General features: G+C 43.5%; 18 protein-coding genes. 9 read left to right on the forward strand and 9 right to left on the reverse strand.

From position 1 onward, the window contains the following. Positions 1 to 437: 437 nt before the first annotated feature. The 7 genes from V7O61_RS09320 to V7O61_RS09350 all read right to left on the reverse strand — a co-directional run bounded on the left by V7O61_RS09320 (position 438) and on the right by V7O61_RS09350 (position 7,266). On the reverse strand, positions 438 to 626 hold the full coding sequence (locus tag V7O61_RS09320; protein ID WP_407282029.1) for a hypothetical protein: 189 nt from the start codon (positions 624 to 626) through the stop codon (positions 438 to 440). Then, positions 626 to 2,086, reverse strand: coding sequence for a hypothetical protein (locus V7O61_RS09325; RefSeq protein ID WP_407282028.1), 1,461 nt, complete (start codon positions 2,084 to 2,086; stop codon positions 626 to 628). The genes V7O61_RS09320 and V7O61_RS09325 overlap by 1 nt, the downstream gene beginning before the upstream one ends. After that, positions 2,083 to 3,234 (reverse strand): Coenzyme F420 hydrogenase/dehydrogenase, beta subunit C-terminal domain, encoded by a 1,152-nt coding sequence (locus V7O61_RS09330; RefSeq protein ID WP_407282027.1) that lies wholly within the window; start codon positions 3,232 to 3,234, stop codon positions 2,083 to 2,085. Before V7O61_RS09330 ends, V7O61_RS09325 begins: the two co-directional genes overlap by 4 nt. 1 nt (position 3,235) lies before the next feature. Next, the gene (locus tag V7O61_RS09335) at positions 3,236 to 3,673 is read right to left on the reverse strand and encodes a hydrogenase iron-sulfur subunit (protein ID WP_407282026.1); all 438 of its coding nucleotides are present in this window, start codon (positions 3,671 to 3,673) and stop codon (positions 3,236 to 3,238) included. After that, positions 3,670 to 5,619, reverse strand: coding sequence for a 4Fe-4S binding protein (locus V7O61_RS09340; protein ID WP_407283411.1), 1,950 nt, complete (start codon positions 5,617 to 5,619; stop codon positions 3,670 to 3,672). Before V7O61_RS09340 ends, V7O61_RS09335 begins: the two co-directional genes overlap by 4 nt. Positions 5,620 to 5,824: 205 nt before the next feature. After that, positions 5,825 to 6,727, reverse strand: coding sequence for a CoB--CoM heterodisulfide reductase subunit B (hdrB, locus tag V7O61_RS09345; RefSeq protein ID WP_023843927.1), 903 nt, complete (start codon positions 6,725 to 6,727; stop codon positions 5,825 to 5,827). Next, positions 6,724 to 7,266, reverse strand: a complete 543-nt coding sequence (locus tag V7O61_RS09350) for a 4Fe-4S dicluster domain-containing protein (protein ID WP_407282025.1) — start codon at positions 7,264 to 7,266, stop codon at positions 6,724 to 6,726. The genes hdrB and V7O61_RS09350 overlap by 4 nt, the downstream gene beginning before the upstream one ends. Positions 7,267 to 7,581: 315 nt before the next feature. Here V7O61_RS09350 and gatE point away from each other — a divergent pair, with 315 nt between their 5' ends. The 9 genes from gatE to V7O61_RS09395 all read left to right on the forward strand — a co-directional run bounded on the left by gatE (position 7,582) and on the right by V7O61_RS09395 (position 17,669). Next, positions 7,582 to 9,483 (forward strand): Glu-tRNA(Gln) amidotransferase subunit GatE, encoded by a 1,902-nt coding sequence (gene gatE, locus V7O61_RS09355; protein ID WP_407282024.1) that lies wholly within the window; start codon positions 7,582 to 7,584, stop codon positions 9,481 to 9,483. 7 nt (positions 9,484 to 9,490) lie between these two features. Continuing rightward, positions 9,491 to 10,603 carry a TolB family protein gene (locus tag V7O61_RS09360; protein WP_407282023.1) on the forward strand — a complete coding sequence of 371 codons (1,113 nt, stop codon included), beginning with the start codon at positions 9,491 to 9,493 and terminating at the stop codon, positions 10,601 to 10,603. 93 nt (positions 10,604 to 10,696) lie between these two features. Further along, entirely contained in the window at positions 10,697 to 11,794 is a 1,098-nt protein-coding gene (carA, locus tag V7O61_RS09365; protein WP_407282021.1) for a glutamine-hydrolyzing carbamoyl-phosphate synthase small subunit, read from the forward strand. Next, entirely contained in the window at positions 11,794 to 15,018 is a 3,225-nt protein-coding gene (carB, locus tag V7O61_RS09370) for a carbamoyl-phosphate synthase large subunit (RefSeq protein WP_023843932.1), read from the forward strand. The genes carA and carB overlap by 1 nt, the downstream gene beginning before the upstream one ends. Positions 15,019 to 15,073: 55 nt before the next feature. After that, positions 15,074 to 16,255, forward strand: a complete 1,182-nt coding sequence (locus V7O61_RS09375) for an argininosuccinate synthase (RefSeq protein ID WP_407282019.1) — start codon at positions 15,074 to 15,076, stop codon at positions 16,253 to 16,255. Positions 16,256 to 16,532: 277 nt separating this feature from the next. After that, complete coding sequence (locus V7O61_RS09380; protein WP_023843934.1) at positions 16,533 to 16,688, forward strand: hypothetical protein; 156 nt, start codon at positions 16,533 to 16,535, stop codon at positions 16,686 to 16,688. Then, positions 16,688 to 16,975, forward strand: coding sequence for a hypothetical protein (locus V7O61_RS09385; RefSeq protein WP_288070882.1), 288 nt, complete (start codon positions 16,688 to 16,690; stop codon positions 16,973 to 16,975). Before V7O61_RS09380 ends, V7O61_RS09385 begins: the two co-directional genes overlap by 1 nt. A 56-nt stretch (positions 16,976 to 17,031) precedes the next feature. After that, positions 17,032 to 17,250 (forward strand): type II toxin-antitoxin system RelE/ParE family toxin, encoded by a 219-nt coding sequence (locus V7O61_RS09390; protein WP_245596051.1) that lies wholly within the window; start codon positions 17,032 to 17,034, stop codon positions 17,248 to 17,250. Between the two features lie 128 nt (positions 17,251 to 17,378). Beyond that, positions 17,379 to 17,669: a nucleotidyltransferase family protein gene (locus V7O61_RS09395; RefSeq protein WP_288070879.1), complete on the forward strand. Its 291-nt coding sequence runs from the start codon at positions 17,379 to 17,381 to the stop codon at positions 17,667 to 17,669. Positions 17,670 to 17,885: 216 nt separating this feature from the next. Here V7O61_RS09395 and V7O61_RS09400 read toward each other — a convergent pair whose 3' ends face one another. Both V7O61_RS09400 and V7O61_RS09405 read right to left on the reverse strand, forming a co-directional pair. Further along, a complete protein-coding gene (locus V7O61_RS09400) occupies positions 17,886 to 18,128 on the reverse strand; it encodes a type II toxin-antitoxin system HicA family toxin (protein ID WP_407282018.1) in 243 nt (80 codons plus the stop codon). Then, positions 18,125 to 18,343, reverse strand: coding sequence for a type II toxin-antitoxin system HicB family antitoxin (locus V7O61_RS09405; protein WP_023843938.1), 219 nt, complete (start codon positions 18,341 to 18,343; stop codon positions 18,125 to 18,127). The genes V7O61_RS09400 and V7O61_RS09405 overlap by 4 nt, the downstream gene beginning before the upstream one ends. Positions 18,344 to 18,777 lie beyond the last annotated feature (434 nt).

Genomic DNA, 18,777 nt, shown 5'->3' on the forward strand with positions numbered 1-18,777 from the left:
AAGGTATTCTGATACCAAGGATAACACATGCCAGTGTTCGAAAATCCACTCATTTTCAAAGATTGAAATGAACTTTTTAGGATTGGTTGGTGATAAAACAACTGAAATTTAAGATAACAAGAACAATAGTGTCCATGAAAACAATCTGAAATCCAAAAACAAAGTAACTATCCGCCGAAGGCGGCGCATTTCGACCATCCCATATAGAAAATCATCCCAAACAATATTGTATTTGGGATGATAGTGCTGCATAACTCCTTCAAATAAAAGATTCTAGGGCATCATGCCAATCATTCTGTTTAGTCTTGTGGGAAAACGCCGGCTTCGCCGTACCCTTCGGGATAACTCAAGTTATTCATGATCTGCGATGAATCAATTTGCTGCTTCCTTTAACCTTTAATGCCATGATTTCTACAGAGCCCTATTTTATTCATTATTCAATGTGACTGAGCATACCTTTCTGCTAATGTTGCCCTTTTAAGTTTGAACTGAACTCTCTGACGGTCCCATTGATACTTCTCAGCAAGGAACCTTATGAGCCTCTTCTTGGAAGCTCCTTTGAGTTCGTTCTTAGTCATCATTTCTTCAATGAACTCTTTCTGCTGCTGACTGTCAAGTTCTGGCATTAGCATCCCTCCATTGATATGATAGTTGATGCTCCTGTAGCTACAGGAAGCTTCTTTGCTGTGAGCACAAGACCGTCCGGAAGTGCTTCAACCCTGAACTTCATCTTAAGCTCGCCTCTGTCACTCTTCAGGTTCACATATCCACCTTTTTTCAGGCCGAGTTTCCTGACAGTGTTCCTGTTAAGGAGAACAAAATCATTGTCATCCTTCTGGTCAAACCACATAAAAGGATTGTAGAGGTACTTTAACTCGTACATGCCTTCTGGAATTTCAGGTGAAGAAACATTAGCATCGGAAGCTGCACATTCAGCAGCAACTGCTGGATTCTCATTCTGAGCTTCAATTGCTTTCAGAACAAGATAGTTCATCTCATCATAAGTGAAAGCCTTTCCACCGATACCGGCATTGAGCAATGAAAGTGCATCCACACCGGCTTTGCCTGTACCACTATTTTCCTGAAGCTTTCCTTCAGTATTGAGGAAAGTACCGGCTTTGCTGTAAATTGGTTCTGTGGCAATCACAACGTTTGCAAGATCAGTAACCGGACTGCTTCTTGAACTGAGAACGATAAGGTTATTGAGCTTCTTCAATGATTCAATAGTAGCTTCATTATCTGGCATCAGCTCTGTAAGGTCGCTTTCAAGAGTTACAAGCGTCCTGATATTTCCAAGTTCTATGTCCTCAAGCAGTTCTGCAAGACCGACCTTCTTACTTTCCTGATCCCCTGAAAGTCCGGTTCCGAAACTGTTCATGAAAGGTCTCATGAACTGTATCTTTGCACCGGTATTTTGAGCAAGAGCAAGAAGATGCTTTGCCATTTTGATATCTGAATTCGGATGAATATCTGCAATTATCAATGACTCATTATCGAGTTTCAGTTCATCATACTGCTCTGGTTTCAGGTCAAGAATTTCATCAGCCAGATTCAACGGCATTGTTCCAACAGACACTATGCTTGCACCATTTTTCTTAGCTGTAAGCAGTCTCCTGACAATAAGAGGATACTGAACGTAAGGGTCAACGAAAAGCACTATTCTTTTTGCCTTTTCAATTTCAGAAAGTGAAGCCTCGGGGACGTTCTGACATTCAGAGCTCACACCAGTCTGAACAATAGTCTCTAATGTAACAGCCAGCTTTGTAAATGCAATCTGTTCTTCATTTGTAGTATTTCCAACGGATAACAGAACAGTACTGCTGCTGTCAGCTTCCTTTAAAATTTCAACTGCTGCCTTGATAGCAGTTTCAGCATCAACAGCAGAATTGTTTACCTGACTTACAGCGTTGTTCTCTTTAGCATAGTAATGTGGAAGCTTCATTCCGAACCTGCAAAGTTTTCCCAGATTAACAGGACTGCTCTTCATGTGGTCGATGCTCAACTTTCCATCTTCATTTTTCCTGATGTAAAGTCCGCATCCGATACCACATCCCGGACAGATAGTCTGGTATATCATTTCCTTCATCTTGGCATCACCTCCAGGAATGGTGGTCTCTCAAGTGTCATTCCGGCCTTGTAGTTGTACTTCTTCTGTGACTTGTCTGCAAAGCGTCTGAATATTGTTGTTACCGGAATATCTGCAGGACAGACATCGGTACACTGACCACAACCAATGCAACTGTCGGACAGGTGCATCAGGCGAACCATGTGGAACATGCTCATCCTGTAATTATCCTCAAGGTTGTGATACATTGTACACTTGGAATCCTCACCACAGGTACATGCAGGACAGACTTCTTTACAGGCACCGCAGTTTATGCAGTCTGCAAACTCTTCCATGTAATACTGAGTACGCTGCTCATCAGGAATTTCTGTGAATACCTTCTCTGACCATTTCTCACCCATGGAGAGCATGACATTGTTCACTTTTTCCCTGATGGCTATGGCCTTTTCACTTGCTGGTTCGATCTCTATATAACCTGCCTCGATGGCATTCTCAAGAAGACGGACACCTTTCTCGTTCATTACTTCACAGAAGGTTGCGTTTCCTGTGAGCTCACCGATGACACCCCAGTTTCCACATGCAAGATCAGCGTTGACAGGAATCTTAACGTCACAGTAGCGGCAACTTAGACGTCTTCCGTATCCTGCTTCCTCGAGCTCATCAATGGAAATGCCCTTTTCCTCTCCAGATTTTGTCCTGAAGATGAGATTTCCTTTCTCGATGTTTTCACCTGTGACATCCTTAGGATCTATATCATACATGTTGACAAGCATCTCCTGGGTCTGAACAGGGTACATTGTTCCTCCGCAGTTCAGACCGATGAGATATGTGTTGTCAATATTGACCTCGTTGCGCTTTGCCTGTTCGATAACACCCCTGATGTCACAGGGTTTTCCTGGCATTGCAACATTCTTGCCAACAGCATACTTTGCAAGGTTTACAGGAACAGTGTGCATACTGCCTGCGGACGCAAGTACGTCTTCAACATCGCTGGTGATTATTGGAATTGCCTCGTACTCGTTAATGTGTTTGAGTACAACAACTTCTTCCACCAGTCCCTTTTCAAGAGCTGCTGCAAGAATTGCTGTAACAAGACCACCGGAAGCTCCCTTGTTTCGAACTCCGGGATCGGTTGAATAACCTATAACTTTGTCTCCGACTTCGACCATTTTAGTTCACTCCTTCTGGTTTGAGAGGGCTTGGCCCGAGTTTTCTGACCTGTTCTGTTACTTCCCTGACAAAGTTGGCGAATTTCTCACCTTCACTGGCACTTATCCAGCTCAGGTGGAGTCTTTCAGGTTCAAGACCAAGTTCTTTTACCATGTCCTCCATGAAATCATATCTGACCTGAGTTTTGTAATTCCCATTTAGATAATGACAATCTCCGAGATGGCAGCCTGTTACAAGAACTGCATCAGCACCTTCGAGGAATGCATTGAACACGTGCAACGGGTCAATTCTTCCGGAACACATGACACGAATGATCCTGAGGGATGCAGGCTGCTGGAATCTTCCCATACCTGCAGTGTCAGCTCCACCATAACTGCACCAGTTACAGCAGAATGCGACTATCTTTGGTTCCCATTGTTTATTCTCTGTCATTTTCATTCCTCCTCAAAGGTGAATACATTCTTAACCTGTGCCAGAAGCTGGTCATTCCTGAAATGGTTCTGCTGCAATGCACCGGTAGGACAGGCTACTGCACATGTTCCACAGCCTTTGCAGAGTGCTTTGATGATATTCAGTTTTCCATCTTCAATCGAAAGTGCCTGGAAAGGACACATTGGTACACAAAGTCCACATGCAACACAGACATCATGATTTACTTCAACGGTGATTCCTTCAGTGATCGCCTTACCCTGTGCCAGATAGCGTGATGCACGGGCTGCACATGCACTTCCCTGTGAAACAGAGTATGGGATATCCTTTGGCCCCTGGGTTACACCGCCTATAAAAATACCATCCAGTGTAGTGTCAACAGGCTTAAGCTTTGGATGCGCTTCCATCATGAAACCATCAGCAGCCCTGCTTACTTTAAGGATCTGCCTGATACGTTCGGTGCTTTCACTTGAAACTGCACCGACACTGAGAACCAGCAGGTCAAGGTCAAGGTTGATGATATCGTTGGTAAGCGTGTCCTCAACACGTACCTTCAGGCCATTATCCTCATTCTCGGTAACCTTTCCGGGTTTACCCCTTATGAAGCGGATTCCCATATCCCTTGCCCTGTCGTAGAATTCCTCATAGTTCCTGAACGGAGTTCTCATGTCCATATACATGATGTAAACTTCAGAATCCGGGTATTTCTCCCTGATAAGCTGGGCATCCTTAAGGGCGTACATGCAGCAGAAACTGGAGCAATATCTGTTGCGTTTCTTGTCCCTGCTTCCTACACACTGGATAAAACCGACCTTATTCGGTGGCTTTACATCACCTGGTCTGACAACCTTACCCATTGTAGGTCCGCTGGCATTTATCAGGCGTTCAAGCTCCATGCCTGTAATTACATTATCGTAAAGTCCATAACCGAAATCGTGTGTTGGCTCCGGGTCATAAACATCAAAACCTGCTGTGACAACTATAACTCCGATGTCGAGTTCGGAGAATGTGTCCTGCTGTTCCATTATTACAGAATTGCTGCTGCATGCTCTGGAACAGGCACCACAGTCGATACATACTGACCTGTCAACAACAGCCCTGAGTGGAACAGCCTGTGGGAACGGGACATAGATTGCTTTACGGGTTCCTATTCCTTCGTTGAACTCGGTGTTTGGAACTTCAACAGGACATTTCTGGACACAGAGTCCACAGCCGGTACAGGTATCAGTATCAACGTAACGTGCCTTGTGCCTGACCTTTACCTTAAAGTTTCCAACATAACCGTCAACCTCCTCAACTTCGGAATAGGTCATAAGCTCGATATTCTTATTCCTGGCAACCTCTACCATCTTCGGACCGAGAATACAGATACTGCAATCGTTGGTCGGGAAAGTCTTGTCAAGCTGTGCCATCTTGCCGCCGATGGATGGATTCTTTTCCACAAGATAGACCTTGTAACCCATATCTGCAATATCAAGAGCAGACTGCATACCTGCAACACCGGCACCGATAACGAGTGCTGTGTCTGTTACCGGAACCTCATTGGATTGCAGGGGTTCGAGTTTTGATGCTCTGGAAACACCCATGCGTACAAGTTCGCATGCTTTCTCTGTTGCAGCATCCTTTTCCTGCATGTGTATCCAGCTGCAGTGTTCCCTGATGTTCACGAACTCAAAAAGGTAAGGGTTAAGTCCTGCTTCTTCCACACAGGCCCTGAATATCGGTTCGTGTGTCTTTGGTGTACATGCTGCAACAAGCACACGGTTGAGATTATTATCCTTAATTGCCTGCTTGATCTCTGACTGACCAGAGTCACTGCAGGTGTATTTGTTTACCGAGGAGCGTATTACATCCGGAAGTGTGCCTGCATAATCTGCAACTGCCTGGCAGTCAATGACACCTCCTATGTTAACTCCGCATTCACAGATGAAGACTCCAATTCTGGGTTCATCGATTTCATCCGTGTTTATATTATTGTTAATTTCACTCTGAGCCAAATTTCATCACCCATTTTTCGTGGCGTAGACTAGCGCCGATTAAAAATAAAAATAAAAAGTACGTTTTTCCGTTTTTCCGTATTTCGTTTTTAATGCCGTTTTTGAAGTCGTTTTTAGTTTCGTTTTTCCGTTTTTATCATCGTAAAGAAGATCAAGGATGAATTCAGGCAGTGACAAAGCCTTCCTTCATCCTTTGAACGAACACAGTAGTGTCTGTGCTGTTAAGGTTAATTCCGAGTTCCTCGGGTGAGAAACCCATTGCAAGTCCCAGAAGTTGGGTGTAATGCAGAACTGGAATCTCGTAATTTGTGCAGGAGTCTTTATTGATGTCCTGCTGTCCTGTATCGAACTGAAGGTGGCAGAAGGGACATGCATTGACAATACAATCCACCTTTGCTTCGGTCATACTCTGGAGCTTTTTCTCGGTTATCCTGAGGGTTGCATCCTGAACAGCAGCCCTTGCTCCTCCACCGGCTCCGCAGCACATCATCTTATCCTCATAATCAACACTCTTAGCACCTGTAGCTTCCACGAGTTCATCAAAGAATGTGATGTCATCTGTGACAAGCTCGGACTCTGCTTCCTTGAGAGGTTGTACAAGATGACATCCGTAGTGAACTGCGACCCTGAGGTCCAGCGGATTGGAAATCATTTCCCTGATACCATCAACACCAATGTTCTGATAGAGATACTCAATAACATGGCGTACATCGTGCTGGCCCCTGAACTCATGGCCGGTTTCAAAGAGCTTTTCATTGACTTCTTTTTTTAGTCCGGAATCTTTTTTCAGTTCTGTTTCAGCTTCTTTCAGTGTGCTGTAGCATCCGTTACATATTGTAAGCAGGTCGTCGTCCATTTCCTCAGAGAGAGCTATGTTTCTGGAAGCAAGTGTCAGCCAGGTGGTTTTATCGAATGACCTGAAAACTCCTGGAGCAGGACAACATGATGCGCCTTCAAGGTCATCAAGCTCTATTCCAAGTTTTGAAAAGGTCTTCTTTGTGGCAGCCTCGATACCTGGATAGCGGTTCGGTGCCACACAGCCGAGGAAAAGGGACAGGTTGCTCATGCTTTCTCCTCAACTGCCTGCTGCTGTGTGAAGCATGTCTGGTGCATCATTGCTGCACTCTCAGGAAGTTTCTCAACTTCAGATTCTGCAACTAGCTTGTCAAATCCTGTAAGTCTAAGGAGAGTCTTGATTTCGCTGAGTCCTTCTATTGAAGCCTGAACTGTAGGTGATCTTTCCTCAAGACCGAGAAGTGCTCTCTTCTCCATAGCATCTGTATTGGTTGGTACAGCATGGCCGTAGTTTATGAGCATCTGACCTACTTTCTTATGAGCTTCAAGCATCTTTCCTTTATGAACGGCTTTTTCCCTGATAGCCAGAACTGCGTCCACAAGGTTCACACCCTGCGGGCAGTTATCCTGGCATTTGTAACAGGTGGTACAGTAAAATATGAATGGAACCATCATGCTCTCTTCAGTTTCAAGACCAAGCTTTTCCATCTGAAGGAACCTGCGAATCCTGTAAGTTTGTTCCTGTTCTCCCATCGGACAGACAGATGTACATTGACCACATTGGTAGCAGCGTTCTATATTGGATGACATATTAAGACCTTTGTAGTTTATCACGATTAATAATTTATTTTAACAACCCTTTCAATAGAATTGTAACATATAAACGCTTCGCATATCGTTTTCATTATTTTTCATAATCATTCATTAACAACAATATACTCAAATTTATTTCAATTGAAAAATAGATAATATCGCGATTCTCGGCGTGAACTTTGTAAAACTTGCGGCACGTGAGAAAAACGTATCTGCCGGATTTAAGAAGGATTTCCAACAATAACTTTATACATCCTGAGGCTGTTTGATGTGTAAACCGACGTATGCGAAACTAACTTGGTGAGATTACTTATGAGCGATAAATTCGATTACAGAGAACTTGGCCTGAAATGCGGGCTTGAAATTCACCAGCAACTTGACTCAAAATGTAAGTTGTTCTGCAATTGCCCGACACAGATTAGAAATATAGAAGAATCAAACCATGAGTTCTTCCGCTATCTCCGCCCAACAGCCAGTGAAATGGGAGAAACTGACAGGGCTGCCCTTGAACAGTCCAAGCTCAGACGTAAGTATATCTATAAGGCATACGACACGACCTGTCTTGTCGAGAATGATGATGAACCTCCAACAGAAGTAAATAAGGAAGCTCTGGGAATTGCTCTGAGTATCACTAAACTGCTGAACATGGTTCCTGTTGACCAGGTTCACATGATGCGTAAGATAGTAGTTGATGGATCCAACACATCCGGTTTCCAGAGGACAGCTTTCCTTGCAAAGGATGGTTACCTTGATACTTCAGTAGGCCCTGTTGGTGTCGGTGTGCTCTGTCTTGAAGAGGAGGCTTGCCAGAAGATCGAAGACCAGGGAGATTCTATAATATACTCTCTTGACCGTCTTGGTATCCCACTTGTTGAGATCGGAACTGACCCGGATATTATCTCACCACAGCATGCAAAGGAAACCGCACAGCAAATAGGTATGCTGCTTCGTTCCACCGGAAAGGTAAAGCGTGGACTTGGAACCATACGTCAGGACGTTAACATTTCAATCGCAAAGGGTGCACGTGTAGAACTAAAAGGTGTTCAGGCACTCGATATGATAGAGACCATTGTAGAGCGTGAAGTAGAACGTCAGGTCAATCTTATTGAAATGAGGGATGAATTGCTTGAGCGCAATGCATCCGTATGTGACACTATTTTCGATGTAACAGATATTTTCAAGGAAACAAAATCCAAGGTCATCAAGAAGACAATCAAGAAAGGCAAAGTCTATGCTGTACTTCTCCGTGGTTTTGACGGATTTGTCGGCAGGGAAGTTCAGCCCGGAAGACGTCTTGGTACCGAATTCTCAGACCGTGCAAAGACATCAGGTGTCGGAGGAATCTTCCACACTGATGAACTTCCTGCCTATGGTGTTTCCGAAGAGGAAGTCCAGGCAATGCGTGCAGAACTTGGTGCTGAAGAGAACGATGCTGTTGTAATGGTCGCTGACCGTGAAGTACGTGCAAGAGGTGCCATGGAAAGTGTGATAATCCGTGCAAAGGAAGCTCTTGAAGGCGTTCCGGAGGAAACCCGCAGAGCACTTCCAGATGGAAATAACTCTTACCTCAGACCACTTCCGGGAGCAGCAAGGATGTATCCTGAAACCGATGTTCCACAGGTGAATATCACAAAGGAGTACTTTGAATCCATTGAAATGCCGGAACTTCTCACAGAGCGTGCAAAGCGTTTTGAATCAGAGTTTGGACTCCACAGGGAACTTGCAGAGAAGATTGCATATTCTACATACCTGCCACTCTTTGAAGAGATAATGGAGATCCTTGGAGACAATGAGAATGTCAACGCAACACTTGTTGTGAGAACCCTTACCGGAACACTGCCGGAACTGAAACGTGACGGAGTTGAGATAGACAATCTTGAAGATAAGCACTTCATTGATGTCTGTACCCTGATAGCAGAAGGCGGTGCTGCAAAGGAAGCAATTGACACATTGCTCCGTGCACTTGCATGCGAACCGGGACTCTGCGCAAAAGATGCAGCAGAGAAGATGGGACTTGGAAGTATTGACCTGTCAGATGTTGAAAGCATGGTTGAGGCTGTAATCAGGGAACGTCAGGATTTCGTGAAGGAAAAAGGCATGGCAGCAGTCGGACCTCTTATGGGAGTTGTCATGACCGAGGTCAGAGGAAAGGTAGACGGCAAGACTATCAGCGAAATATTAAAACAAAAGATTAATGAATATCTTGGTGCATAATATATTTTTGATGTGGCCACTTTTTACTATTCAGTCAAGGGATTTAATAAGCAGGAAAATTACAGGCAAAAAATGCAGAAACATTTTCCTGCTCACTTTTTTAGTATCATTCATAATATTGTTCATTTCATATGCATCAGCAGCTCCTGTAATTGAGAGTGATGTAAAACTTACAAATACAACAAATGCCAACCACCCCTCATGGAGTCCGGACGGTAGTAAAATTGTCTATGCTGCTAATCAGGCAATATGGATCATGAACAGTGATGGTTCCGGACAGAAAAAACTCTATGACGGCATGGCATGGGAAGGAGAACCTGTCTTTAATGAAGACGGTTCAAAGATCTATTTTGCAGCAGAGAGTAAAAAGGCATTTTCCGCACGCTACATCAGTATTCACGCAATGAACATTGACGGCAGTGATGGTGTGAAACTTACCGAAACGGCTGATTCCAGAAATCCTGCTTTAAGCCCGGATGGGAATCTGGTGGTATATTCCTCAAGGGTTTCCGGAAACTATGACATATGGATAATGTCATCAGGCGGTACAGATAAGGAAAGACTTACTGATGCACAAGGAGATGAAAATTCTCCTGCATGGAGCCCGGACGGGAATACTATTGTTTATTCTGCAATGGGAGATATTTTTACCATTGGCATTAATGCTTTCAGGCCTGTGCAACTTACCAGTGATGCATATAATAATATAGAACCATCCTACAGCCCGGATGGAAACTCTATTGTCTATGCGTCTAATGTCGGTGGAGATTATGACATATGGATACTAAGTGCCGATGGCAGTTCACATATTAAACTCACCAGTGACCTTACAGATGAAAGAGCACCTGCATGGAGTCCTGACGGAACTAAAATCGCCTACGCTTCTAACAAGGACGGCGAATTTAACATATGGGTAATGACTGTTGAGAACGGCAGTGTTGAGCTTGAAGAAATTGAAGATACTCCTGTTGCCAGTGAAAAAGTCATCAATAATGAATATGTCATCAAACTGCGTGACTATGCAGCAAACAAGCCCAGAGAGTTCATAGGTATAGTTCTTTTGGGTTCATTCCTCTTTGTGGTCCTTATAGTAGGAACGTTCCTGCGTAAGATCTCATAATCTTTAACAACAAGCCTTCACTCTCTACAAAAAATAGAGAGGCCATCGCAACGCTTATAGCCTATTCTTTACATGTATTTGCAGGTTCTAAAGATGAATGCAGTACTAGGATTAGAAGATGGGACAATTATAAAAGGCACCGGCTTTGGTGCTGAAGGTATCGTTTCCGGCGAACTTGTTTTCACAACCCAATATACTGGCTATGAGGAGGCTCTCACAGATCCTTCATATAAAGGCCAGATTCTTATGTTTACTTATCCTCTCATCGGTAATTACGGTGTCAGCGGCAACTGTATGGAATCCGATGCTGTTAAGGCTGAAGGTCTTGTGGTCAGGGAGGCATGTCCCAAGCCATCTCACCACTTAGGAAAGAAGACCATTTATGAGCTTATGGAGGACGAAGGCAAGCCCGGTATCGCAGGCGTGGACACACGTATGCTTACTATTAAAACACGTGAACATGGAACTATGCGTGCAGCCCTCATCAACGGTAGTGATGACGGTGAGGAGGCAGTAAGACTTGCCCGTGCACAAAAGAGCATTTCTGATATTGATTTTATTTCACAGGTAACCTGTCCTGAACCTTTCAAACTTGAAAGCCCATGCAGAGACCCTAACAACCCACTCAATGTTGTGCTTGTGGACTGTGGTCGTAAGCTCAGTATTGAAAGGAGTCTGCTGGCAAGGGGTATGGATGTAACTGTAGTACCAGGAAACTCATCCATTTCAACCATAGAATCCTATGACCCTGACCTCCTGTTCATATCAAACGGTCCGGGAGACCCATTGCAGGCACAGGATGCAATTTCTGCAGTTAAGCACTTCACAGGTGAACTTCCAATTGTGGGAATTTGTCTTGGTCACCAGATAATGTCCCTTGCACTTGGAGCAGAGACATATAAACTTAAGTTCGGACACAGGGGTGCAAACCAGCCAGTTAAGGACCTTGAGACCGGAATTGTACACATCACTTCCCAGAATCATGGTTTTGCAGTAGACGGTGACTCCTTTGAAGAGGCTGAAGTGGAAGTTACACAGTATAATACCAATGATAAAACAGTGGAAGGTATAGCACACAAATACCTTGACATGTTCAGTGTGCAGTATCACCCTGATGCACATCCGGGTCCAATGGATTCTGAAAAGATCTTCTTTGAAAAGGTTCTCAAACTTGCAGGAGGCAAGAAATAATGCCAAAACGTGACGACATTAAAAAAATACTCCTGATAGGTTCAGGACCTATTATGATCGGACAGGCAGCAGAGTTCGACTTCTCAGGAAGCCAGGCATGCAAGTCCCTTAAGGAAGAGGGACTGGAAGTTGTACTTGTGAACTCAAACCCTGCAACTATCATGACCGACCCTGAAATGGCAGATGCGGTTTACATCGAGCCTCTTGAAGTGAAAGCTGTGGAGAGGATAATTGCCAAGGAAAGACCGGACGGCCTCATTGCAGGTATAGGAGGTCAGACAGGTCTGAACATTACCAGTGAACTTGCTGAAGCAGGAATCCTTGAGAAATATAATGTCAAACTCCTTGGAACTAACCTTGAAGCTATCAAGAACACCGAAGACCGTGAGCTGTTCAAGCAGACCATGGAGAGCATTGGTGAAAAAGTTCCACGCAGCAAGGCAATTTCAACACTCAAGGAAGCAGAAGAGCTTATTGATGAGCTCGGTTTGCCACTTATCATCCGTCCGGCATACACTCTTGGTGGTGCTGGTGGCGGAATTGCACACACAAAGGAAGAACTCCTTGAGATTACCGAAAGGGGTCTTCGCCGAAGCCGTATCAGCCAGGTACTTATTGAAGAAAGTGTGTTGGGCTGGAAGGAATTCGAGTACGAGGTCATGCGTGATGCAAATGACACATGTATAGTAATATGTAACATGGAAAACCTGGACCCAATGGGTGTTCACACAGGTGAATCCATTGTAGTTACACCATCACAGACCCTCAATGATGAAGAGCACCAGATGCTCAGGACTGCAGCTATCAAAATAATCAGGACCTTCGGCATCGAAGGTGGATGTAATATCCAGTTTGCTGCAAAGGATGGCGACTATCGTATTGTTGAAGTAAACCCACGTGTTTCACGTTCATCAGCTCTTGCTTCCAAGGCAACCGGTTATCCGATTGCCAAGGTTACAGCAAAGATAGCTATCGGAATGGCACTGGATGAGATCCTCAACGATGTCACAAAGAAGACACCGGCATCATTTGAGCCTACCATTGACTATATTGTCACCAAGATCCCAAGGTGGCCATTTGACAAGTTCGTCAATGCTGACAAGACACTGACAACCGCCATGAAGAGTACCGGTGAAGTAATGGCAATTGGTCGTACAATTGAAGAATCACTTCTGAAAGCTGTACGTTCCCTTGATATCAACATGGACCTTGGTACAGAAGAGTGGTCTGAGAATGAAGTTAAGATGCTGCTTAAAACTCCTACAAGTGAGCGTCTCTTTGTAATGTATCATGCACTCTGCAATGGATTCTCCATAGAAGATGTTTCAGAGCTGACAGGCATTGATATTTTCTTCATTAAGAAGCTCAAGAATATCATTGACATGGAAGACATGATCCGGGAGGAAGGATTCTCCGGAGCAGTGTCCGATGAACTTTTACGTGAAGCAAAGCAGACCGGACTTACCGATGCACGCATTGCAGAACTCACCGGCAAGACCCGTGAGGAAGTCAATGACCAGAGGCGTGCTGCAGGAATTATTTCCACATATAAGATGGTAGATACCTGTGCAGCAGAGTTTGCTGCAGAGACACCTTATTATTACTCATGCTACGAGCAGATGTGTGAAGCTGATCCATCTGACCGCAAGAAGATAGTTATCCTTGGTTCCGGTCCTATACGTATCGGACAGGGAATTGAGTTTGACTACTGTACTGTACATGCAGTGGCTGCGATCCGTGAAGCAGGAATCGAAGCTCATATTATTAACAACAACCCTGAGACTGTATCCACTGACTACGATACATCAGACAAACTCTTCTTCGAGCCACTTACACTTGAAGATGTGATGAATGTTATCGAGAAAGAGAATCCTGATGCAGTGCTTGTGCAGTTCGGAGGACAGACTTCAGTTAACCTTGCACTACCACTTGAAAGGGAACTTAAGAGGCGCACTGACCTTAAGACTGTAATCCTTGGTACATCCCCCGAAGATATCGATGTTGCAGAGGACCGTGAGAAATTCAACCTGAGGATGAGCAAGCTGGGAATTAACCAGCCGGATGCAGGTTATGCAACCTCACAGGATCAGGCAATTGAGATTGCAACAAGAATTGGTTATCCTGTACTTGTGCGTCCTTCATACGTTCTTGGCGGACGCGCAATGGAAATAGTCTACGACCAGACTGACCTTGAGAGGTACATGCGTGAGGCTGTAAAGGTTTCACCGGAACACCCAATTCTAATTGATGACTTCCTTGAGGGAGCAGTTGAGATCGATGTTGATGCAGTATGTGACGGAAAGGATGTGCTCATCGGAGCAATCATGGAACACATCGAGGAAGCAGGTGTTCACTCAGGTGACTCCGCATGTGTTATCCCGCCACAGTCACTTTCTGAAGAAGTACTTGAAACCGTACGAGATTATACCCGCAAGATAGCCCTTGCACTCAATGTTAAGGGTCTTGTTAACATACAAATGGCAAAGAGAGGGGACAAGATATACGTCCTTGAAGCAAACCCACGTTCAAGCAGGACAATTCCATTCGTATCCAAAGCTGTTGGACTGCCTCTGGCAAAGATCGCAGCTCGTGTGATAATGGGCGAGACACTTGAAGAGCAGGGATATTCAACATGTGACGAACCAAAGGTCAAGCATGTTTCAGTAAAGGAAGTTCTCCTGCCATTTGACAAACTCCCAGGAGCAGACCCACTTCTTGGTCCGGAGATGAAGAGTACCGGAGAAGTAATGGGTGTTGACTCCGATTACGGAAGAGCATTCTTCAAGGCACAGCTCAGCGCAGATAACCTTTTGCCACTTACAGGAAAGGTCTTTGTATCCGTAAAGGATGAGGACAGGGACGAACTTCTTGATGTAGCACAGAAACTTGTGAGTGCAGGCATTGAGCTTCTTGGTACAAAAGGTACGGCTGATTTCCTTTCAGAACATGGAATTGAAATGGGAATTGTCAAGAAAGTGCATGACGGCAGCCCTAATGTCATTGACATGATGCGCAGATACGAGGTTGACCTTGTCATCAACACACCGGAGGACAAACTCTCACGTGAGGATGGTTCAAGGATTCGCCGTGCAGCAGTTGACTTCAAGGTGCCTTACATCACCACAATCCAGGCAGCAATTGCAGCATCTAACGCAATTGTTTCCATGAAGCAGGGTGAAGGCGAAGTAAAATCAATAAATGAATATCACAGGGAGATGGCCTGAGTTTTTAGATTCCCAGGTCTCTTATATTTTTAAGGATTACACAGGTCAGATAATTATGACAAAGAAAGTAGTACTTGCTTATTCAGGCGGACTTGACACTTCAGTGTGCATCCCGCTTATCAAAGAGGAATACGGCTACGATGAGGTTATTACAGTTGCCGTAGATGTAGGACAGCCTCAGGAAGACGTTAAACAGGCTACAGAGAAGGCACAGAAGATCAGTGACAAGCACTTCACACTTGACGTTCGTGAGGAGTTTGTCAACGATTACATATTCCCTCTAATCAAAGCCAATGGTGACTATGAAGGATACGTTATGGGCACATCCATTGCACGTCCACTTATCGCCAAAAAGGTCGTTGAAATTGCAGAGCAGGAAGGTGCTGTTGCACTTGCACACGGTTGTACCGGAAAGGGTAACGACCAGCTTCGTTTTGAGGCAGTATTCCGCCTTACCGACATGGATGTCATTGCACCAATGAGGGACATGAACCTCACACGTGACTGGGAAATTGAATATGCTAAGAAACACGGCATACCAGTAGGTGTTACAACTGCAAAACCATGGAGTGTTGACGAGAACATCTGGAGCCGCAGTATCGAAGGTGGCAAACTGGAAGACCCTGGATTTATCCCACCTGAGGAAATCTACCAGTGGACCGTTTCCCCTGAAGCAGCCCCTGAAGGCCAGACACTTGTTATCGGTTTTGAGAATGGTGTTCCTGTGTCACTTGACGGTGAGGAGATGAATGGTGTTGACCTTATCATCAAGCTCAACGAGATAGCAGGTTCACACGGTGTTGGCAGGACAGATATGATCGAGGATCGTGTTCTCGGACTTAAAGCACGTGAGAACTACGAGCACCCTGCAGCCACAGTACTGCTTACAGCCCACAAGGATCTTGAGAAGCTTGTGCTCACAAGAGCAGAGCTGAAGTTCAAGAAAAATGTGGACGAGCAGTGGTCAGAACTTGCCTACTACGGTCTTGTTGACGAACCACTTTATGCAGACCTCAATGCTTTCATTGATAAGACACAGCAGCGTGTTACAGGTACTGTGACCGTAAAACTGCACAAGGGCAGTGTCATTATTCTTGCACGTACATCCCCATACGCACTTTACTCAGAAGATCTTGTATCCTTTGACAGTGCAACCATTGACCAGAAGGATGCCGAGGGCTTTGCAAAGTACCATGGCTTCCAGGCAAGGATGTATAAGAAGGTTATTGAAAAGTAATTTTACTGATGTGTGCCAATGGAGGCATGCATACTCTTTTTTTATTGTTTTTTGATTGGATGAGTAATTATTCAGAGATAGTTCTTTGTGTCTGTTTTAATCAGAAGGTATGGGATGCACCGCCTGCGGGGGATGATTCCAACTAATTTAATCCAACTATTGACCATTCATAGAAACTGAAGTGACTAAGTATGTATGGATAAGCTCAGTCCATTTGTTAACAAAGCATCATGTTGATATATGTGTAAATGCATAGTTCTATGCATGTGGTGTTGTCATGAAAAGATTTACTATATCCATTCCAGATGAACTTAAAAAGGAAATAGATAATTTTCCTGACATTAACTGGGTTCAGATAGCCAGAGAAAGTATTGAGAAGAAATTGCTTGTGATTGAAGAAATTGAAAGTTTTGAGAGAGGTCGTGAAAACTAATGACAACCATGACAGTTCCTCTGGATGATGAGCTATATGATAGAATCCATAAATTATCATGGGTTAGATGGTCTAAGATTGCACAGGATGGAATTAGGAAACGCAAGATATTTGAAACGTATATGAGGGATAAAGAGATTTCTGAAGATGATGCTGTTTTTTGTGAGATGAACGACTGGCATCCTGTTGATGAGCTACCCCTGAAAGAAGAATTCATTGATAAAATCAAAAAGATTGCTAAAGAACCAGGCATCCCGGTTAAAGATATATCCGATATATTCCGGTGATAGTTGTGGTATATTCTCTTCAAATCACATCAGTCTGCCAAAAAGAGATCAAACGATTGACCAGAAAGAATTCACATTTACAAAACGTTCTTTCGAAGAAAATAACTGAGATCCTTGAGAATCCTACAAGATATAAACAATTACGCAATGAGCTTGCAGGATACTACAGAGTGCACATTATGACAAGTTTTGTCCTTATATTTGCTGTAGATATAGAAGAGAGAACTGTTACAATTGTCCATTTTTCACACCATGATGATGCATATCAGATATGAATAAATTTTGAAGCAACTACTATATTGTATACAGTTGTACACAGCCCACAAAAACAGAGCTGAAGTTTAACGTATCTTACACGAAGCTTAATAAGAATAATCACCAATATTGTATGAATTGTGATAATATGACTGTTAATCAGATCAATGAGTATAGAGACACTATTATCCCAATACTGTTAAAAAATGACGTTGACAGGGCTGGAATCTTTGGTTCGTTTGCTAGGAACGAGGCAGATGAGGATAGTGACATCGATATTCTTGTTCATTTCAAGGAGAGAAAAGGTCTCTTCGATCTTGCCAGATTAGAAATGGAACTTGAGAAAGTGGCCCTAAGAAAGGTCGAGGTCATTACTTATGACTCCATAACCCCACTTATAAAAGAAAGAGTCCTTAAAGAAGAAGTGAAGATATTATGAAGGATCCTGAAATCTTTATTGCACATATAATAGACTCTATAGAAAAGATAGATGATTTTAGAAGAGACTTTTGATTTAAAATGAGCCATACAGTTTTATTTATGAATGTATTTTTTATGTGAAGTAAGGTAATGTGCCGCCTGCGGCGGATACTTTGTCCAAGTCAAACCTAACTATTGTTTACTTCATAGAAAAGAATTGATTATATTAAAGCACTCAGAATACAACGAGACTGTTTATCAGATCGATCCACTCATCCCTTGTTATTTTAGCATCATTTATGATCTTTCTTAAGATACCTTTTCCCAGGTCTTTTCCTGAATGGATAGGAACAATTGTTGTTCTCCCATCAGGATGCTGCATGAAAAGATGACTGCCTTTCTGACGTATCTGAGTAAAACCCAATGATTCCAATGCTTTTATGACTTTCTTTGCAGAACTCGGTAGTATTTTGCTCATGCATCAACCCGAATCTTCTGTATGCCTACAAGATCAAGATGATCGGCCTGTTCTTTATCAGATGTAACTTCAAGATAAAGCTCGATGGCCTCTTTGATACGCTGGTTAAGTTCATCCAATGTTTCTGCCTGTGTATGGCATCCATTAAGCTCTGGTACAGAAGCCACATATATCCCATCTTCGTCCTGTTCAATGACCACTGTGAATTCTCTCATGTCATCATTCCTTCTTTTCTAAATGATAGATATGTTTATGAATAGAAATAATTACCCATTATTTGTGTATGGGAAGTATTTGTTTTGGAGATGCAGAGTATTTTAAGAAGGCTTTCTACAGAGCAGATAATTTGATGTTTAATAAGAGTTTTTTGGAATACTACTTGTACCATACAACGTTTGACGTGTCAGGATAACACTAAGACCGGAGAGTTGGAAACCGATTTCATCCAGGAGTGTGACAGGCGCATTCTTATTCTGATTATACCGTAGGAGAATCACAAGAATAATAGATGTTGATCAGGAATAGAGCAGGAGAAATCTGCTATAATGAAAAAATAAGGTCATTTTGATTTAATAATAATGGACTACTTGCTCCTATTCTTTTTTTGAAGTTATGGAATACGCCGCCTGCATCGGAACTGTTCCTATAA

Source organism: Methanolobus sp. WCC1 (assembly GCF_045690315.1).
GTDB classification, from domain to species: domain Archaea; phylum Halobacteriota; class Methanosarcinia; order Methanosarcinales; family Methanosarcinaceae; genus Methanolobus; species Methanolobus tindarius.